This window comes from Polyangiaceae bacterium, assembly GCA_020633235.1.
In the GTDB taxonomy this organism is placed as follows: Bacteria; Myxococcota_A; Polyangia; order Polyangiales; family Polyangiaceae; genus JACKEA01.
On the sequence record JACKEA010000001.1, the window covers coordinates 1,989,236 to 2,004,445 of the forward strand.

Below are 15,210 nucleotides of genomic sequence, written 5' to 3' on the forward strand. Positions count from 1 at the left end.
CGCGGAAGAGCACGAGCACAGAGACGCCGCGTCGCGGACCTCTGCGCACTCCTAGGCGCGCTTGCTGGCCGAAACCTGCGCGAAGTAGCGGCCTGGTGTGGTGCCGACCAGCTTGCGGAAATGCCGATTGAGTTGGCTCTGGTCGTAGAGGCCGACCTGCGCGGCGACCTCGGTGGGTCGCACGCCCGCATGCAACAATCGCTTCGCGTGCATCACGCGCAGCCGCGTCAGGTAGCTGTGCGGCGGTAGGCCGATCTGACGGCGAAAAGCGCGGCACAAGTGGTACTTGTCGAGCCCCGCGTAGGCGGCCAGGTCGTCCAGTGTGATGGCTTCGGCCATGCGCTCACGCAGGAGCTCGAGCGCCCGTCGCACGGGTCGTGTCTCTTGGCTACGCCAGCTGCCGACCGCGACGAGGGCCGCGATGGCCTCGGTGGTCAGAACCTCCAGCTCGAAGCGCTCTGCGCGGCGCTGAACGGCGTCGTGCAGCCTTTGAAACGGCGCGCCGAGTGGGTCGTCAGCGTCCAGTGTCGGCCGAAGCACCATCTTGCCGGCGAGCCGCTCGACGGTGTCCGTGGGGAAGCTGACGATCTGATAGACGATGGGCCCCTGGCGCGACACGTCCCGGTGGACGTCGCCCGGACCCTGAAGCTGCAGCCCGCCGGGCGCGCTGCGCCACACCCTACCGCGGCTCCACCACTCCGAGTGTCCGCTCTCGACCCGCGCTACCGCGTAGTGCTCCTTCATGCCAACATAGGGCACCGTGCTGACCAGACGCGTCGCGCGTAGGCCAGAAAACGCAAGCGGCAGCGGCTCGAACTGAGACAGCACCGCGCTCAGTCTACGCCGCACGGAGTGCCAGCGCTTGGGCAATCTTGGCGATCACTTCTCGTCCAAGAACGCCCAAGCCGGGGTGCGCCGCTAGCCCTACTCATCCGCCATGCAAACAAACAAGGTCGCCCTGGTGAGCGGGGCAAACAAGGGGATCGGGCATGAGATCGCACGGCAGCTCGCGGGGCGTGGCTTGATCGTGCTGCTCGGCTCGCGAGACTTGGGCCGCGGAGACGCTGCCGCTCGAGAGCTGGACGGCGACGTGCGGGCGATTCAGCTGGACGTGACCAGCACCGACTCGATTGCAGCGGCCGTGGCGCGAATCGATGCCGAGCTCGGACGCCTCGACGTATTGGTGAACAACGCCGGTATCGCTCGCTCCAACGCCGAAAGCGACGCCTCCCTCGAGAACATCCGGCGCCGCGGTCTGCCGAGCGCCGCGAGGCTCTCGGAGATCCGCGAGGTGTTCGAGGTCAACGTGTTCGGCGTCATCGCGCTCACGCAGGCGCTGCTGCCGCTCTTGCGGCGAGCGCCCGAGGGTCGAATCGTGAACGTGTCGAGCGGTCTGGGCTCGCTGACCCGCACCTCGGCGATGCCGGCCGAGCTACGCGGCATTGGGGGAGTCGCCTATGGCCCGTCCAAGAGCGCGTTGAACGCCGTGACGGTCGCGTTCGCGCAGGAGCTCGAGCACACGCCGATAAAGGTCAACGCTGCGTGTCCAGGGTTCACGGCGACGGACCTCAACAATCACTCGGGACCGCGGAGCACCGTCGAAGCGGCACGTGAGCCGGTGCGGCTGGCCTTGTTGCCGGCGGATGGACCAACTGGAACCTTGTCGGACGACGAAGGTTTGCTCCCCTGGTAGCCTCAAGCCCAAGGCGCCTCGATTGGGTTTAGCGGAAGCAAGCGCCGCGGATGGTCTGCACGCTCGAATGGCTCCACAGCCTCGGGCGGGCTGTCAGCGGCGTTTGAGCTCGGCGATCAGGCCGGCGTTGGCCGCCGGGAAATCCTCTGCGATGAGATCTTCCGGCGAGAGCCAGCTGACGTCGTCGACCTCGCGGGGCTCGCCGTCGCCGCTCTGCCATTCGGCGTCGATGGGGAGCAGTGTGACCGTGCGATCGGGGTACGAGAACTCGACGGGCGGGCGCTGGCCGAGGGCGCGACACACGACGCCGGTTTCCTCGAGCACCTCGCGCTCTGCGGCCGCGGCGGCGGTCTCGCCGGGGCGGAGCTTGCCGCCCGGGAACTCGAGCTTGCCCGCGAGGTGTGCGCCGGCGCGCCGACGCGACACCAACAGACGGCCGTCGCGCCAGACCAAGGCGATGGCGACGCGCACGTTCATGCGAGGGCTCTTGCGATGCGGGCGTGCGCGGCGGGGAGCGCCAGGGCAGACAGCTCCGCGAGGGTCTTCCAGGCGAGTGTTGCGTCTGTGGCGCGGGCATCCGTGCCGCGGCCGCGCGGCGTGCAATGAAAGGCTTCCAGGGTGATGCGGTAGCGCGTGACGCCGTGCTTCACCACCGTGAGGCGCTCGGCGACGTTCACGTCGTGGCCCGTCTGGGTGCGGGCGGCGCGGCGGGCGCCGGCTTCCGGAGGCTCGTCGCGGGAGAGCTCCACGTTCGGGAACTGCCACATGCCGGCCCAGCGCGACGCGGAGTCCGGCACCCGCACCAGGAGTAACCGTCCGCGCCGCTCGACCACAGCTGCGGCCATGTGCACCGCGGTGGTCTTGGGTCGCTTCTTCGACTCCGGCAATGCCTCCGTGAGGCCGAGGGCGAACGCCTGGCAGCGCCTTTGGAGCGGGCACTCGCAGCAGCGCGGCGCTTTGGGCGTGCACACCGTGGCGCCGAGCTCCATCAAGGCCTGGTTGAAGTCCGACGCCTGGCCTTCGGGCACCAGCGCCTCCGCGCGGGACCACAGCTCTTGATGCAGCGGCGCGCGAGCAGGATCGCCGCGGAGAGCATAGAGGCGGGTGAGCACGCGTTTCACGTTGCCGTCGACCACCGCCGCGCGAAGCCCGTGGGCGATGGATGCGATGGCGCCGGCGGTGTACGGCCCCACCCCGGGCAGGGCGAGAAGCTCCGTCAGATCTGCGGGGATTTTTCCGGCGTGGCGCTCGACCACGGCGCGGGCGCCGGACAACAGCCCACGGGCGCGAGAGTAGTAGCCGAGGCCCTGCCAGGCGTGCAGCACGGCGTCCTCGTCCGCCTGCGCCAGCGCCTGGACGTTCGGAAAGCGGCGCAACCAGCGCTCGTAGTACGGGATCACCGTCGCCACCTGGGTTTGCTGCAGCATCACCTCGCTCACCCAGATGGCGTAGGGATCGCGCGTGCGGCGCCAGGGCAGGTCGCGCTTCACGCGGGCATACCAGCGGAGCAGCGGCTGACTCACGCGCCGCTGCTCAGCGGATGCGCTCGACGTTGTCTTCCCAGTTTTCGCCATCGAAGGGCTCGATCGAAAATCGCGCGAGAGCGTCGTCGTCCAGGCAGCGCACGTTCACGTCCACCGAATCGGGATGCGAACGCGGCGTGTAGAACGGATGTATGCCACACACGCGGCAGAACTTGTGCTTCGCGATTCGAGTGTTGAACTCGTAGGTCGCTAGCTGATCTGCGCCGGACGTGAGCTCGAAGTCGTCGACAGGAACGATGAGATGGACGAAGCCCTTCTTGCGGCAGATGGAGCAGTTGCAGTCGAGGGCGTCGAAGCGTCGCACCGTCACGCGGAAGCGCACTGCGCCGCAGTGGCAGCCGCCGCCGAGGCGCTCCATCAGCCTTCCGCGCGCTCCCGGCAGCGCTCGAGCTCCACCGGGTCGTGCGCGGAAAATACCCGCACTTTGTCCGAATTTTCCCGGACCAGGGCCCGGAGCCGCTCCTGGTTCTTGAGCCGCGCGGGGCCGTCGATCTCCACGATGCGCTGGAACACGTCGAGCAAGGGCGGGCAGCGGCGGCGATCGGGATCCATCTCGCCGCGGTGGAAGTAGGCATCCCCCGCGTGGAGCAGCCAGCGGGGGCCGGTGTCGACCACGACGGCGCTGTGTCCGCGGGAGTGACCGCGGAGCGGCACGAGCAAGATCTCCGGCGGCAGGCCCTCGAGCTGGCGCACGCACTCGAAGCCGAACCAGCGCTCGCCGCCCGGGCGGTACAGCGCCCATTTCGGATCGTGGGCCCACTGCACCGGACGGTAGCGCTGCCGCTCGAGACGCGTGCGTGGGTGCACCGCCGCATCGTGTTCGTCGGCGGTGAGGTGCACCGTGGCGCTCGGGAAATCTCCGAGACCGCCGGCGTGGTCCAGATCCAAATGCGTGAGCAAGATGTGCCGCACGTCGGACGGCGCGAAGCCCAAGTCCTGTACCTGGCGGATCGCCGTCTCGGACGGATCCTGCTTGGGACGCGCCATGGCCACGAACTCGCGTCCGAGGCGACCGGCGGGATCGGCGACGTCGGGCAGCCCCAAGCCGGTGTCCACCAACACCAAGCCGTCGTCGGTTTCGATCAACAGCACGTGGCACACGAGCTTGGCGGGGGTGGTGAGCTTGCCCGTGCCGCTCAGCAGACGACCCCCCAGGGGGCACATCGTGGCGCAGTTCAGGTGATGGACCTTCATCGAGGGCTCCGGAGAGTACGCGGCGGATCCACGACGGAAAAGGGCAGTGACGGTTCCGCGTCGAACCAACAAAACCATGCAAAACGCGGAACCTACATCAGACCACACGTTTGCTGTGCGGGAGGCTCCGCCCGCCAGCAAATCCGGGCTAAGCTCCGGTGACAATGCCCGCCCCCATGGAATTTTCCCTGGAGTCCATCAAGACGGACGGTTGGTTCGAGCGCATTGGTGAGGGGATCGGCAGCTTTCAGGCCCTGTGCGACATCGTTGGGGCGCGCTTTTTCGCCTTCGCGATGATCACGGGCGCGCGCATCACGGCGCTCACGGTGGATCGGCGCAATCCCGACAACACCTTGGTGGACTTCGTGGTGGGGCCACCGGATGCCGAGGTGACGGACGCCGATAGCCAACGCCTCACGCTGGCAGATTTTCGTCGTCGGTTGGTGGCGGCGCTGGTGAACGAAGAGCCGCTGGGCCCCGCGCCCACCCGCGTGACGGACACCGAAGCCCTGCAGCTCTACATCGGCGTTCGCTACCTGCTCCTCGCGCCGCTGTACGGCTACTCGCTCAAGCTCCTTACGCTGGAAGCCGGCGAAGCGATGCTCGATCTTTCCCATGACGGGATCGACGAGAGCTACGAGCTGGACTCGTTCCGCCTGCGCATCCGCACCCATGTGCGCGAAGAGCTCGAGCGCGTTTCCCGTGGCGGCGGGCGGGGCGCGATCGATCTGGGGCGGGTGGCGGAGGCGGAGACGGCGGAGCGCCAAGGCGATCCCGTCCGCATCATCGAGCTGCTGGGCTCTTGGCCTGCGCCGCTGGCCATCTTCCTGCGCACGCCGGAAGGTCAGATGCTGGGCGGGGAAACCAAGGCCCTCATCTCCCGCGGGCTCGGAGTTCTCGGCAGCGCCTGCATCACGCTGGGGGAAGTGGAGAAGGGCGAGGAGGTCTTGCGGCTCGCGATCCAGTACGCCGGCGACGGACCCGCGGCGCCGGAGATCTACTCGCGCCTCGGGGAGAGCATGATGCGGGATGAGCGCTTCGGAGAGGCGATCGGGCCGCTGCGGCGGGCGGCCAATCTGGGGGCGGACGGCAGCCGCGTGTGGCCCTTGCTGGCGGACGCGCTGGCGTCCCGGCGGCGCTTCGTGGCGGCCTTCGGCGCCGTGCTCGAGGCCCGGGCGGCGGGGGTCGCCGAGGACCGCCTGGAGAAGACGCTGACCCAGATCCGCGGACAGCTTGGCGCCACACTGGACGCCTGGGAAGCTTTGGTCGGCGAAACCCCTTGAAATCCCTGGTCTTGCCGCGGTCATCTCGGGGGCAGTCGCCCCTAGGCTGGCGGCCCGGCCCTGTGGTACATGCGGTCGTCGGAAAACCCCCACCCGTCGGGTGGCGGTCGAGGCCAGAAACCCTATCTAGCCTCTTGGAAGTCAACGATTTTCGAAGTGCTGCGGCCAAGGGCCGCCGGATGTAGCGCATGCTCTCGCTCTACCTGCCCATGTTCATCCTGTTCGCCATCGCAGGAACGATCTGCGTGGTGATGTTCGCTGGCGGCGCTCTACTCGGACCCAAGAATCCGACGCCCGAGAAGCTCATGCCGTACGAGTGCGGCAACGACACTCAGGGCGCTCGCGGCATCAAGATGAGCGTCAAGTTCTACCTGACTGCCATCTTGTTCGTGGTGTTCGACATCGAGGCGGTGTTCCTCTACCCCTGGGCGGCGCTGTTCAAGGGCCTCGGGTGGGTCGGCTTCAGCACCATGCTCGGCTTCATCGTCGCGCTGATCGTGGCTCTCGCATACTGCTGGAAGAAGGGAGCCCTCGAATGGGAGAGCTGAAGAACCCCACTACTGAAGAGGTGCTGGAGACCGGAGCCGGACAAGGCTTCGCCACCACGCGCTTTCAGGACATCTTGGCCTGGGCGCAGAAGTACTCACTGTTCATGTACCCCTTCGTCACCGCCTGCTGCGGGATGGAGTTCATGGCGGTGAGCAGCCCGCGCTTCGACTTCGCGCGGTTCGGCGCGGAGGCGCCGCGGTTTTCCCCGCGGCAGAGCGACCTGTTGTGGGTGGTGGGCACCATCACCCAGCGCCAGGCCCCGGTTCTCAAGCGGATTTACGAGCAAATGGCGGAGCCCAAGTGGGTGCTCGCCTTCGGCACCTGCGCTTCCGTGGGCGGCTTCTACGACAACTACGCCTGCGTCGCCGGCATCGACAAGATCATCCCCTGCGACATCTACATTCCGGGCTGTCCCCCGCGGCCGGAGGCGATCTTGGACGGGCTGATGCTGCTGCAGGACAAGATCCAGAGCGGGGATCGTCGTCCGCGAGTCGTCAAGCCTCGCTTCGATCCCATCGCCAATCCGGACCTGGGCGTCGTGCAGCTTCGCAAGTCGAAGCACGGCTGACCCGAGAGGTTTTGCTACATGGCCAAGGCACTCGTCGAGCTTCTGCGGAAGCACCATTCACACGCCGTGCTCGAGACCCACGCTCTGCGCGGTGACGAAACCGTCGTGATCGCTCCGGAGCACTGGCTGGAGGTCGCGCGCTTCTTGAGGGACGACCCCCGCGCGTCCATGGAAATGCTCGTGGACCTCACCTGCGTGGACTACCCCGATCGGGAGCCGCGCTTCGAGGTGGTCGCCCACCTGCTGTCGCTGTCCAAGGGGCACCGCTTGCGGATCAAGTCTCGCGTCGGCAGCGAAGAGGGCGACGACGCCGAGATCGACAGCCTCACGGAGCTGTGGGGCTCGGCCAACTGGGCGGAGCGCGAAGCCTTCGACATGTTCGGCGTGCGCTTCAAGAACCACCCGGATCTGCGACGAATCCTGCTGTATCCGGAGTTTTCGGGGCACCCCCTGCGCAAGGACTACCCAGCCAACAAGATCCAGCCGCTGGTGCCCTTCCGCGAGGTGGACAACATCCAGAAGCTCCCGCCCTTCGGCCCTGACGAGGGCATGCCCTTCGGGCGCCAGAGCTTCGACGTGGTGGGGGAAGAAGACGACGTCCTGGTCGCCACCGACAAGGAGCGGATGAGCTGATGGAGCCTCTGGATCTGGACCTCGACGAATCCGAGATCGAGCTCACGGCCGAGCCCATGCTGATCAACGTCGGGCCTTCGCACCCGGCGATGCACGGCACCGTGCGCTGCGTGATGGAGCTGTCCGGCGAGAACATCATGCGTTGCGACGTGCAGGTGGGCTACCTGCACCGCGGTTTCGAGAAGATGTGCGAGCGCGGCACCTGGACTCAGGTGTACCCCTACGTGGATCGCTGCAACTACGTCTCGCCGATGCTCAACAACGTGGCCTTCTCGCTGGCGTGCGAGAAGGCCTTGGGCATCACCGTGCCGGACCGCGGGCAGTACTACCGCATGATCCTCGGAGAGCTGGCGCGTATCGCCGACCATCTCACGTGCACCGGCGCCATGGTGATGGAGCTCGGAGCCTTCACGCCCTTCCTGTGGATGATGAAGGCGCGCGACATGATCTGGGACGTGTTCGAGGAGGAGTGCGGCGCGCGCCTCACCCACAGCTTCGGCCGCGTCGGCGGCATGGCTTTCCCACCCACGGACGGCTTCAAGGACATCGTGCGGGCCGTGGTGCCGCAGGTCATGGAGGTCGTGGACGAAGTCGAGCGGCTGCTCTACGGCAACCGCATCTTCCTCGACCGGCTGGAGAACGTCGGCATCATGAGCGCCAAGGACGCCGTGAGCTTGGGCTGGACCGGGCCCACGCTGCGGGGCTCTGGCGTGGCCTACGACGTGCGCAAAGCCTCGCCCTACATGAAGTACGGCGAGATGGATTTCGAGGTGCCAGTCGGCGAAAAGGGCGATTGCCTCGATCGCTTCATCGTGCGCTTCGAGGAAATGAAGCAGAGCACGCGCATCATCGACCAGTGCCTCGAGCGCATGGCGGACGACGGGCCCATCAACGTGGACGACCCCCGCGTGGTGCTGCCGCCGAAGGACGACGTGTACACCACGATCGAGGGCACCATTCAGCACTTCAAGATCGTGATGGAGGGCCTGAAGATCCCCGCTGGCGAGGTGTACGGCTACACCGAGGGCGGCAACGGGGAGCTCGGCTTCTACATCGTGAGCGACGGCAGCGGGACGCCATACCGCGTGCGCATCCGCCCGCCGTGCTTCTACATAACGGGTGGGCTCGAGCGCATCGTGACCGGCCAAATGGTGGCCGACGTGGTGCCCTGCTTCGGGTCCCTGAACATGATCGGCGGCGAGTGCGACCGGTGAGCTAGCATGGCAACTTTCAAAATCGACGACCGCGAGATCCCCTTCGAAAAGGGCGACACCATCATCCGGGCCGCTCACCGCGCGGGGATCGACATCCCGCACTACTGCTGGCATCCCGGGCTGTCCGTGGCGGCGAACTGCCGCATGTGCCTGGTGGAGCTCAAGCCGCCACCGGGCCGGAAGCCCATGATGCTCAACGTCCTCGAGTGGGACGAAGACAAGCAGGACTACGTCGACGCGCAGAAGCCGAAGCTGGTCCCAGCGTGCCAACAGACGGTGGCCGAGGGCATGGAGGTGCTGAGCCAGTCCAGCGAGCACGCGGAGCACGCCCGGAGCGCGGTGCAGGAGCTCTTGCTCTTGAACCACCCGGTGGACTGTCCCATCTGCGACCAGGCGGGGGAATGCCGCCTGCAAGACTACTGGCTGGAGCATCAAGCCAAGAAGAAGCGCATGCGGGAGGAGATCCTGCACAAGCCCAAGGGCGTGGTGTTCGGTCCCACCATCGTTTACGACGCCGAACGCTGCATCGTGTGCACCCGCTGCGTGCGCTTCTGCGAAGAGGTCGCCAAGGATCCGGTGCTCGAGAAGCGGGAGCGCGGCAACCTGTCGGAGATCGTGCTGGCCCAGGGTCGAAAGCTCGATCACCCGTACACTTTGATGACGGAATACGTCTGCCCCGTGGGCGCGCTCACGGCCACGGACTTCCGCTTCAAGGCTCGCGTCTGGTTTCTCCGCTCCGTACCCAGCGTGTGTGTGGGCTGCGCCACCGGCTGCAACTCCTTCACGGACTACGACCCGCGCAACCAGAAGGTGTACCGCTACCGTCCGCGCCAGAACCTGGACGTGAACCAGTACTGGATGTGTGACGAGGGCATGCTGGATTACCGGCGCATCGAAGAAAGCCGCGTGCTCGAGGCGCGCGTGAAGGGCAAGAAGACCGAGCTGGCGAAGGCCGTGGAGAAGGCCGCCAAGCTCTTGAGCGGAGTTCCGGCGGACAGTGTCGGCGTGGTGCTCTCGGCGCAGCACTCCAACGAGGACAACTACGCGCTGCTCAAGCTGGCGCGAGACTTCATCGGTACCGGGCACCTGTTCATCAGCGGTCGACCCACGGGGGAAGGGGACGACGTCCTGCGCCACCGTGACAAGAATCCGAACACCGCCGGTGTCACCGCGCTGTGCACCTCGTCGCCGCCGCTGTCGTTCCCGGTGCTCGCCAAGTCCTTGGAGGAGGGGCGCATCACCCACGTGATCGCCCTGGGCTCCGACGTACCGGATCCCGACAAGGCGGCGCTCCTGGGCAAGGCCAAGGTGCTCATCGCCCTTGCCACCAACGAGGGCCCGATGTCGGAGCACGCGACGGTGGTGTTGCCCGCCTCGAGCTGGGCGGAGTCCGACGGTACCTTCGTGAACGCGAAGGGCATGGCCCAGGAGAGCGAGCGCGCCATCTCGCCCCAGGGGGATAGCCGGCCCGCTTGGAAGCTGGCCGCGGCGCTCGGCGCGGCCTTGGGTCATGCCACCCACTGGAAGAAGCTCGGGGACCTTCGCCACGCCATGAAACCCGAAGCCGGTGCCGCCCTCGCGAGCGCAGAAACCGGAGCCTGATCTGATGAGCCTCGCAGTCGTCGGCATCTTCATCGTCAAAGCCGTTTTCGTCGTCATGTTCGGCATGAACTTGGCGGTGGTGCTCACCTGGGTGGACCGCCGGCAAGGCGCCGTGATCGCGGACCGCGTGGGACCGAACCGCGCCGTCGTGTGGTTGCCCCAGCGGGTGGCCCAAGCCTTGGCGGCCGGGCCGGCGCTGCTGGTCGCCGCCGGCATCATCGCCTACGTGGCCACCACCAAAGCCGAGGGTGTCGAGCGCACCACCCAGGCCTTGTGGTTCAGTCAGTTGGCGATCTTCGCGACCTGGCTCACGGGCCTGTTCATCGCGGGTCGCGTGGCTGCGCGCGGCATCAATCGCTCCGCGCCCCAGCTGATCCTGCAGCTGGATCGCTTCTTCGCGTCCATCGGTGATCCGCGGCGCTTCTTCTACGCGGGGATCGTGGTGCACCTGGCCACGCTGCTCATCGCCGCGACGTTCCGCGGCACGGCGGTCGGCCACTCGCTTCGGGAGTTCGCCTACGGTGGCGGTCCCGCGGTGCTCGCTTTCGCCATCGTCTTCGGCGCCGTGTACGCCGCGGGCAGCATGACGGACGAGCGCATCGGCCTGCGCCTGGCCGGCTTGCTGCACCCCGCAGCGGACGGCCTCAAGACCATGTTCAAGGAAGACTTCGTCCCCAAGAACGCGGACCGCTTCCTGCATAGCTTGGCGCCCTTCATCTCCTTCTTCCCGGTGCTGGTGGTGCTGGCAGTGGTGCCCTTCGGCGACACGCTGTGCTTCGGCATGAAGAACGGTCACATCGACCTCACCCAGCTCGCCAAGGTGGTGCCTCGCGAGGGCGTGTGCACCGAGGGCGCCGTCACGCTGCAGGCGCTGGATCTGAACGTGGGCATCCTGTTCTTCTTCGCCTTGGCCGGCACCGGCATCGTTGGCGCGGCCCTCGCGGGCTGGGCCAGCGACAACAAGTTCAGCCTCCTCGGAGGTCTGCGCGCCGCCAGCCAGATGGTCTCTTACGAGGTCACCCTGGGCCTCACGCTCATCGGCGCCATCATGGTGTACGGCACGCTGCGCATCGACGACATGGTGCGCTGGCAAGCGGAGCACACCTGGGGGATCTTCGTTCAGCCGTTCGCCTTCTTCCTGTTCTTCGCTGCGCAGGTAGCGGAGTCCAAGCGTACGCCCTTCGATTTGCCGGAAGGGGAGAGCGAGATCGTCGCGGGCTACTTCACGGAGTATTCCGGGATGAAGTTCGCCATGTTCTTCTTCTCGGAGTACGTGGCGGTCGTCGCCGGCGCGGCGCTGATGAGCGCCATCTTCCTGGGCGGTTGGGACTTGCCCTTCATCGACCGTGACGGACTGCGCATCGCCGTGGGAGACACCGTGCTGGTCCACGAGCAGCTGTCGCACCTTTCGGTGGTGCTGCTCGGCTTCTTCGGTTTCATCGCCAAGACGGCGGCGCTGTGCTGGCTCTCGATCACCATCCGCTGGACCCTGCCGCGATTCCGCTACGACCAGCTGATGCGACTCGGCTGGCGCAAGCTGCTTCCGGCCTCGCTGGTCAACATCTTGGCCACCGGCCTTCTGATCCTGGGCATCGGCTCCGCCAGCGCCAGCGTGCAGGAAGGCCTCCGCATCGCCGAGGACGTCTCGCAGATCTTCCTGGCTGCCGTGGGCCTGGTCCTGGTCGTCTGGTTCGTGCGTTTCTTGCTCGAACCCGCTCAGAAGCGGCGCCTCGTCATCACCAGTGCACAGCGCTTCGCCGCCTCTCTGGGTGGCACTCAGCGCGCTCGGATGGGAGCCTGATTCAGATGGCAGAGATCGTAAACGTTCCCCTCGGCCCGAAGAAGGTGACCGGCAGTCCGGTACGGCGCCCGGTGCGCAACGCCGGAGTACAGTCGTACATCCCGGAGATCACCAAGGGCCTCGGCCTGACCATGAAGCACTTCTTCAAGAACACGAAGGAGATGGCGTTCGGTCAGGCCGGCGATCCGGTGCTCGACGGCGTACAAGATGGCATCAACTGCATCTACTACCCGGAGCAGCGGCGACCCTATCCCCAGCGCTTCCGCGGGTTGCACCGCCTCACGCATCGCGCAGACGGCTCGCCGCGCTGTGTCGCGTGCCTGTGCTGCTCCACCGCGTGCCCGGCGCAGTGCATCCACATCGAGGCGGGGGAGTATCCGGAAGGGGATCCTCGCCGCGGCTACGAGCGCTTCCCGAAGAAGTTCGTGATCGACGAGCTCCGCTGCGTGTTCTGCGGCTTCTGCGTGGAGGCCTGCCCCTGCGATGCCATCCGCATGGATACCGGCATCCACGCCACCCCGTACGACTCCCGGGATCAGTTCATCTACGACAAGGACATCTTGATGGGCTTCGTCGGGCGGGACGGCTCGCAGGAAACGGCCAACCCGCGGGTGGAGCCCGGCGAGCCCGGGCATCCCGGAATCGCTCGCAACCAGGGCCACTAGCGTGTTCCGGCGTGGGGGGCTGCTGCTGGCGGTCGTCCTCGTCGCCTGTACCGGGCGGCGTGGCGCTCGCGCGCCGGAGGTGAACCCCGCCCAAGACGTCGCGCAGCTGCAGCGAGAGGTGAGCGCCATCCGCGGCCTGTCGGAGCGGCGCCCCGCCCGCATTTCGGTGGACGATCCCAAGTCCTTCGCGCGGGCACTGGAGCTGAAGGCGCAGCGCGACGCGATCCCGCCCACGGCGGAGGACACCGTCGGCTTCTCCCTGGCGTTCGACTTTCCGCCCCCCGGCGCGCGGCAAGGGAGCAGCGCCGACGACGTGATCGGGGAGCAGGTCGTGGGTTTCTACGACCGCACGGACAACAGCATCCACGTGCGGGGGGACAGCTACGCGGACGATCCCGACGAAGCGCGCCTGGTGCTCGCGCACGAGCTCGCGCATTCGCTCCAGGTGCAGAACCTGCCCATGCCGCCGTTGGCGGAGGCGAAGGACAGCGATACGCGGCTCGCGAGCATGGCGGTGCTCGAGGGCGACGCCATGCTGGTGATGCTGGCGCACGCGGCGTACCGCTACCGCGTGCCGCTCAGCCGCGCCCTGGCGCGCGCCGCCGTGGCGGCCAGCGACGAAGCGCTGGAGCGCTACCTGCGCGCCAACAAGGCGGATCAGATGCTGAAGAACGCGCCGCCCATGATGCGCGAGCGCCTGATGTTCCCGTACATGCGCGGGCTCACCTTCGTGGGAGATCTGTGGCGCGCCGGCGGCTTCGAGCTGGTAAACCGCATGTTCGCGCATCCGCCCAGCACCACCGAACAGGTGATCCATCCCGAGAAGTACCTCGCCGGCGAAGGCGCCGTCGCCGTGGATCCGCCGGCCGCTCCCGAGGGCTACGAGCGATTGGTCACGGGGCGGGTGGGCGAGCTCGCCACGCGGGTGATCCTGTCGCGTTGCGTCGACAAAAACCAGGCGGCCACCGCCGCGGCGGGCTGGGGAGGGGATGCCTTCAGCATCGTGAAGAGCGCGTCCGGCCCGGGGCTCTTGTGGGCCACCACTTGGGACGACGAGCGAGAAGCGCAGGAGTTCGAGGTCGCGCTGCGGAGCTACGTGGCGTGCACGCGCAAGCAAACGGCGGAGACGGTGATGCCTGCGGGGGACGTGGTGCGTCGCCAAGGGCAGACGGTGGTGCTCACTCGCGGCTTCGGTGGGCGCGACGCCACGACGGCGCTCTTGACGCTGCCCCACGCTCCAGAGACGCCGACTGCGCCCCTCGGCGCCGTGACGATCCCGCCGAAGAAGATCGTGCCCAAGGTGCCGCCGCCCTACGTGAGCGCTGGCGTGTACGTGAACCCGAAGCTCGGCCTGATGGCGCGGGTGCCGCCAGGCGCTTCGATCGAGATGCCCAGCGCCACCAGCGCGATGTTCTCCATGCATGGTCGCTCGCCGGCGCTGGCGGGCATCGAGCTGTCGGATCGCGTGGCCGCGGGCGACACCATCGATCAGATCCACGCCAGCTTGGCGGACGCGATGAAGCACGCCATCGGCGACGCCGGCGAGCTCGAGTACATCGGAGGGCAGGACATCTCGCTGCCCTCCCTGGGACGAGGAGTGCTCCGGAGCTGGCGGGTGAAGCAGACGAGCGTCGGTCTCAGCGCCATCGTTTTGCCGGTGTGCCGCGGTACCGGCAGTTTCGTGTTTTGGCGGATCTGGGTCGACCCCAGTGGCGCCGCCCTGCTCGACCAGTGGCTGGCGAGCGTGCGGCCCACGGCGTGGCGTGAGCCGCCGATCTGCGCAGAGCTGGATCCCTGAGTCAGAGCTCCAAGACGAGGTACGTCATGTCGTGGCGACCGCCGTCCGGGTCGGTGCCGTAGCCCGGCACGACGTGCGGCTTGAACCCGAGGGCGGTCAGCGTCTCCACGCTGTCCTTCTCCAAATCGCTGATGAGCATGCAGGAGAGATGGCGCAGGCCGTTCTCGCGGGCGATGTTGATGAACTGGTTCACGAACGTGGTACCGAGGCCGGCGCCGCGATAGTCCGGATCGATCAGCCACTTGATGCGCCCCGTGAGGCGCAGCGGTCCGCCATGGCGGCGATGCAGCGTGGCGTCCGCGACCACGCGCGTGCCGTCGAGGGCGAGAAGGGGAAAGGCTCGGCCGAAGTCGACGTTACGGCCCCAGTTCTCGACGACCTCCCGGTCGTCGATCCGGTCCCAAGCAAAGCGGCGGTTGGACGGCGGCAGCCTTTGAAAGAACTCCCACAGTGCCTGCGTGTCCGCAGGCCCAAATGGGCGCATCAGCACACGCCGTCCGTCACGCAGGGACACCTCTTGGGGGTATCGGTTAGGCATGGTTCTCCTCGTCTGGGTACATCCTAGGTGGGCCTCCCCTCCCGAGGCCACGGGCCACATGCCGATTCCGCGCCAACCCGAGGATTTCCGAGTTCATGCGGAAGCTTGGGGGTGCTCCGGGGCGGGAC

At 67.2% G+C, this 15,210-nt stretch carries 16 protein-coding genes; 10 read left to right on the plus strand and 6 right to left on the minus strand.

The window, feature by feature from the left end; genetic code table 11:
- Positions 1-51 precede the first annotated feature (51 nt).
- The gene (locus H6717_08785; GenBank protein MCB9577108.1) at positions 52-828 is read right to left on the minus strand and encodes a helix-turn-helix transcriptional regulator; all 777 of its coding nucleotides are present in this window, start codon (positions 826-828) and stop codon (positions 52-54) included.
- A 109-nt stretch (positions 829-937) separates the two neighbouring features.
- Here H6717_08785 and H6717_08790 point away from each other — a divergent pair, with 109 nt between their 5' ends.
- The gene (locus H6717_08790) at positions 938-1,693 is read left to right on the plus strand and encodes an SDR family oxidoreductase (protein MCB9577109.1); all 756 of its coding nucleotides are present in this window, start codon (positions 938-940) and stop codon (positions 1,691-1,693) included.
- 93 nt (positions 1,694-1,786) lie between these two features.
- Here the strand turns inward: H6717_08790 and H6717_08795 are convergent, their stop codons facing one another.
- The 4 genes from H6717_08795 to H6717_08810 are packed head-to-tail and all read right to left on the minus strand — an operon-like array spanning position 1,787 to position 4,431.
- Positions 1,787-2,170: an NUDIX domain-containing protein gene (locus tag H6717_08795; protein MCB9577110.1), complete on the minus strand. Its 384-nt coding sequence runs from the start codon at positions 2,168-2,170 to the stop codon at positions 1,787-1,789.
- Complete coding sequence (gene mutY / locus H6717_08800) at positions 2,167-3,216, minus strand: A/G-specific adenine glycosylase (GenBank protein ID MCB9577111.1); 1,050 nt, start codon at positions 3,214-3,216, stop codon at positions 2,167-2,169. Before mutY ends, H6717_08795 begins: the two co-directional genes overlap by 4 nt.
- Positions 3,217-3,226: 10 nt before the next feature.
- Positions 3,227-3,595: a GFA family protein gene (locus H6717_08805; GenBank protein ID MCB9577112.1), complete on the minus strand. Its 369-nt coding sequence runs from the start codon at positions 3,593-3,595 to the stop codon at positions 3,227-3,229.
- Positions 3,595-4,431, minus strand: a complete 837-nt coding sequence (locus tag H6717_08810) for an MBL fold metallo-hydrolase (GenBank protein MCB9577113.1) — start codon at positions 4,429-4,431, stop codon at positions 3,595-3,597. Before H6717_08810 ends, H6717_08805 begins: the two co-directional genes overlap by 1 nt.
- 176 nt (positions 4,432-4,607) lie before the next feature.
- Here H6717_08810 and H6717_08815 point away from each other — a divergent pair, with 176 nt between their 5' ends.
- The 9 genes from H6717_08815 (at position 4,608) to H6717_08855 (ending at position 14,544) form a co-directional block, all read left to right on the plus strand.
- Positions 4,608-5,714 (plus strand): hypothetical protein, encoded by a 1,107-nt coding sequence (locus H6717_08815; protein ID MCB9577114.1) that lies wholly within the window; start codon positions 4,608-4,610, stop codon positions 5,712-5,714.
- A gap of 188 nt (positions 5,715-5,902) precedes the next feature.
- Positions 5,903-6,262: an NADH-quinone oxidoreductase subunit A gene (gene ndhC, locus H6717_08820; GenBank protein ID MCB9577115.1), complete on the plus strand. Its 360-nt coding sequence runs from the start codon at positions 5,903-5,905 to the stop codon at positions 6,260-6,262.
- Positions 6,250-6,831 carry an NADH-quinone oxidoreductase subunit NuoB gene (gene nuoB / locus H6717_08825; GenBank protein MCB9577116.1) on the plus strand — a complete coding sequence of 194 codons (582 nt, stop codon included), beginning with the start codon at positions 6,250-6,252 and terminating at the stop codon, positions 6,829-6,831. Before ndhC ends, nuoB begins: the two co-directional genes overlap by 13 nt.
- 18 nt (positions 6,832-6,849) lie before the next feature.
- Positions 6,850-7,464, plus strand: coding sequence for an NADH-quinone oxidoreductase subunit C (locus H6717_08830; protein MCB9577117.1), 615 nt, complete (start codon positions 6,850-6,852; stop codon positions 7,462-7,464).
- On the plus strand, positions 7,464-8,678 hold the full coding sequence (locus H6717_08835; protein ID MCB9577118.1) for an NADH-quinone oxidoreductase subunit D: 1,215 nt from the start codon (positions 7,464-7,466) through the stop codon (positions 8,676-8,678). Before H6717_08830 ends, H6717_08835 begins: the two co-directional genes overlap by 1 nt.
- 6 nt (positions 8,679-8,684) lie before the next feature.
- Positions 8,685-10,280, plus strand: coding sequence for a (2Fe-2S)-binding protein (locus H6717_08840; protein ID MCB9577119.1), 1,596 nt, complete (start codon positions 8,685-8,687; stop codon positions 10,278-10,280).
- A gap of 4 nt (positions 10,281-10,284) precedes the next feature.
- Positions 10,285-12,081, plus strand: coding sequence for an NADH-quinone oxidoreductase subunit H (locus H6717_08845; protein MCB9577120.1), 1,797 nt, complete (start codon positions 10,285-10,287; stop codon positions 12,079-12,081).
- A 5-nt stretch (positions 12,082-12,086) separates the two neighbouring features.
- Positions 12,087-12,746: an NADH-quinone oxidoreductase subunit I gene (locus H6717_08850; protein MCB9577121.1), complete on the plus strand. Its 660-nt coding sequence runs from the start codon at positions 12,087-12,089 to the stop codon at positions 12,744-12,746.
- 1 nt (position 12,747) lies between these two features.
- A complete protein-coding gene (locus H6717_08855; protein MCB9577122.1) occupies positions 12,748-14,544 on the plus strand; it encodes a hypothetical protein in 1,797 nt (598 codons plus the stop codon).
- Position 14,545: 1 nt separating this feature from the next.
- On the opposite strand, the gene H6717_08860 is transcribed toward H6717_08855, so the two are convergent.
- A complete protein-coding gene (locus H6717_08860) occupies positions 14,546-15,082 on the minus strand; it encodes a GNAT family N-acetyltransferase (GenBank protein ID MCB9577123.1) in 537 nt (178 codons plus the stop codon).
- Between the last annotated feature and the right edge of the window lie 128 nt (positions 15,083-15,210).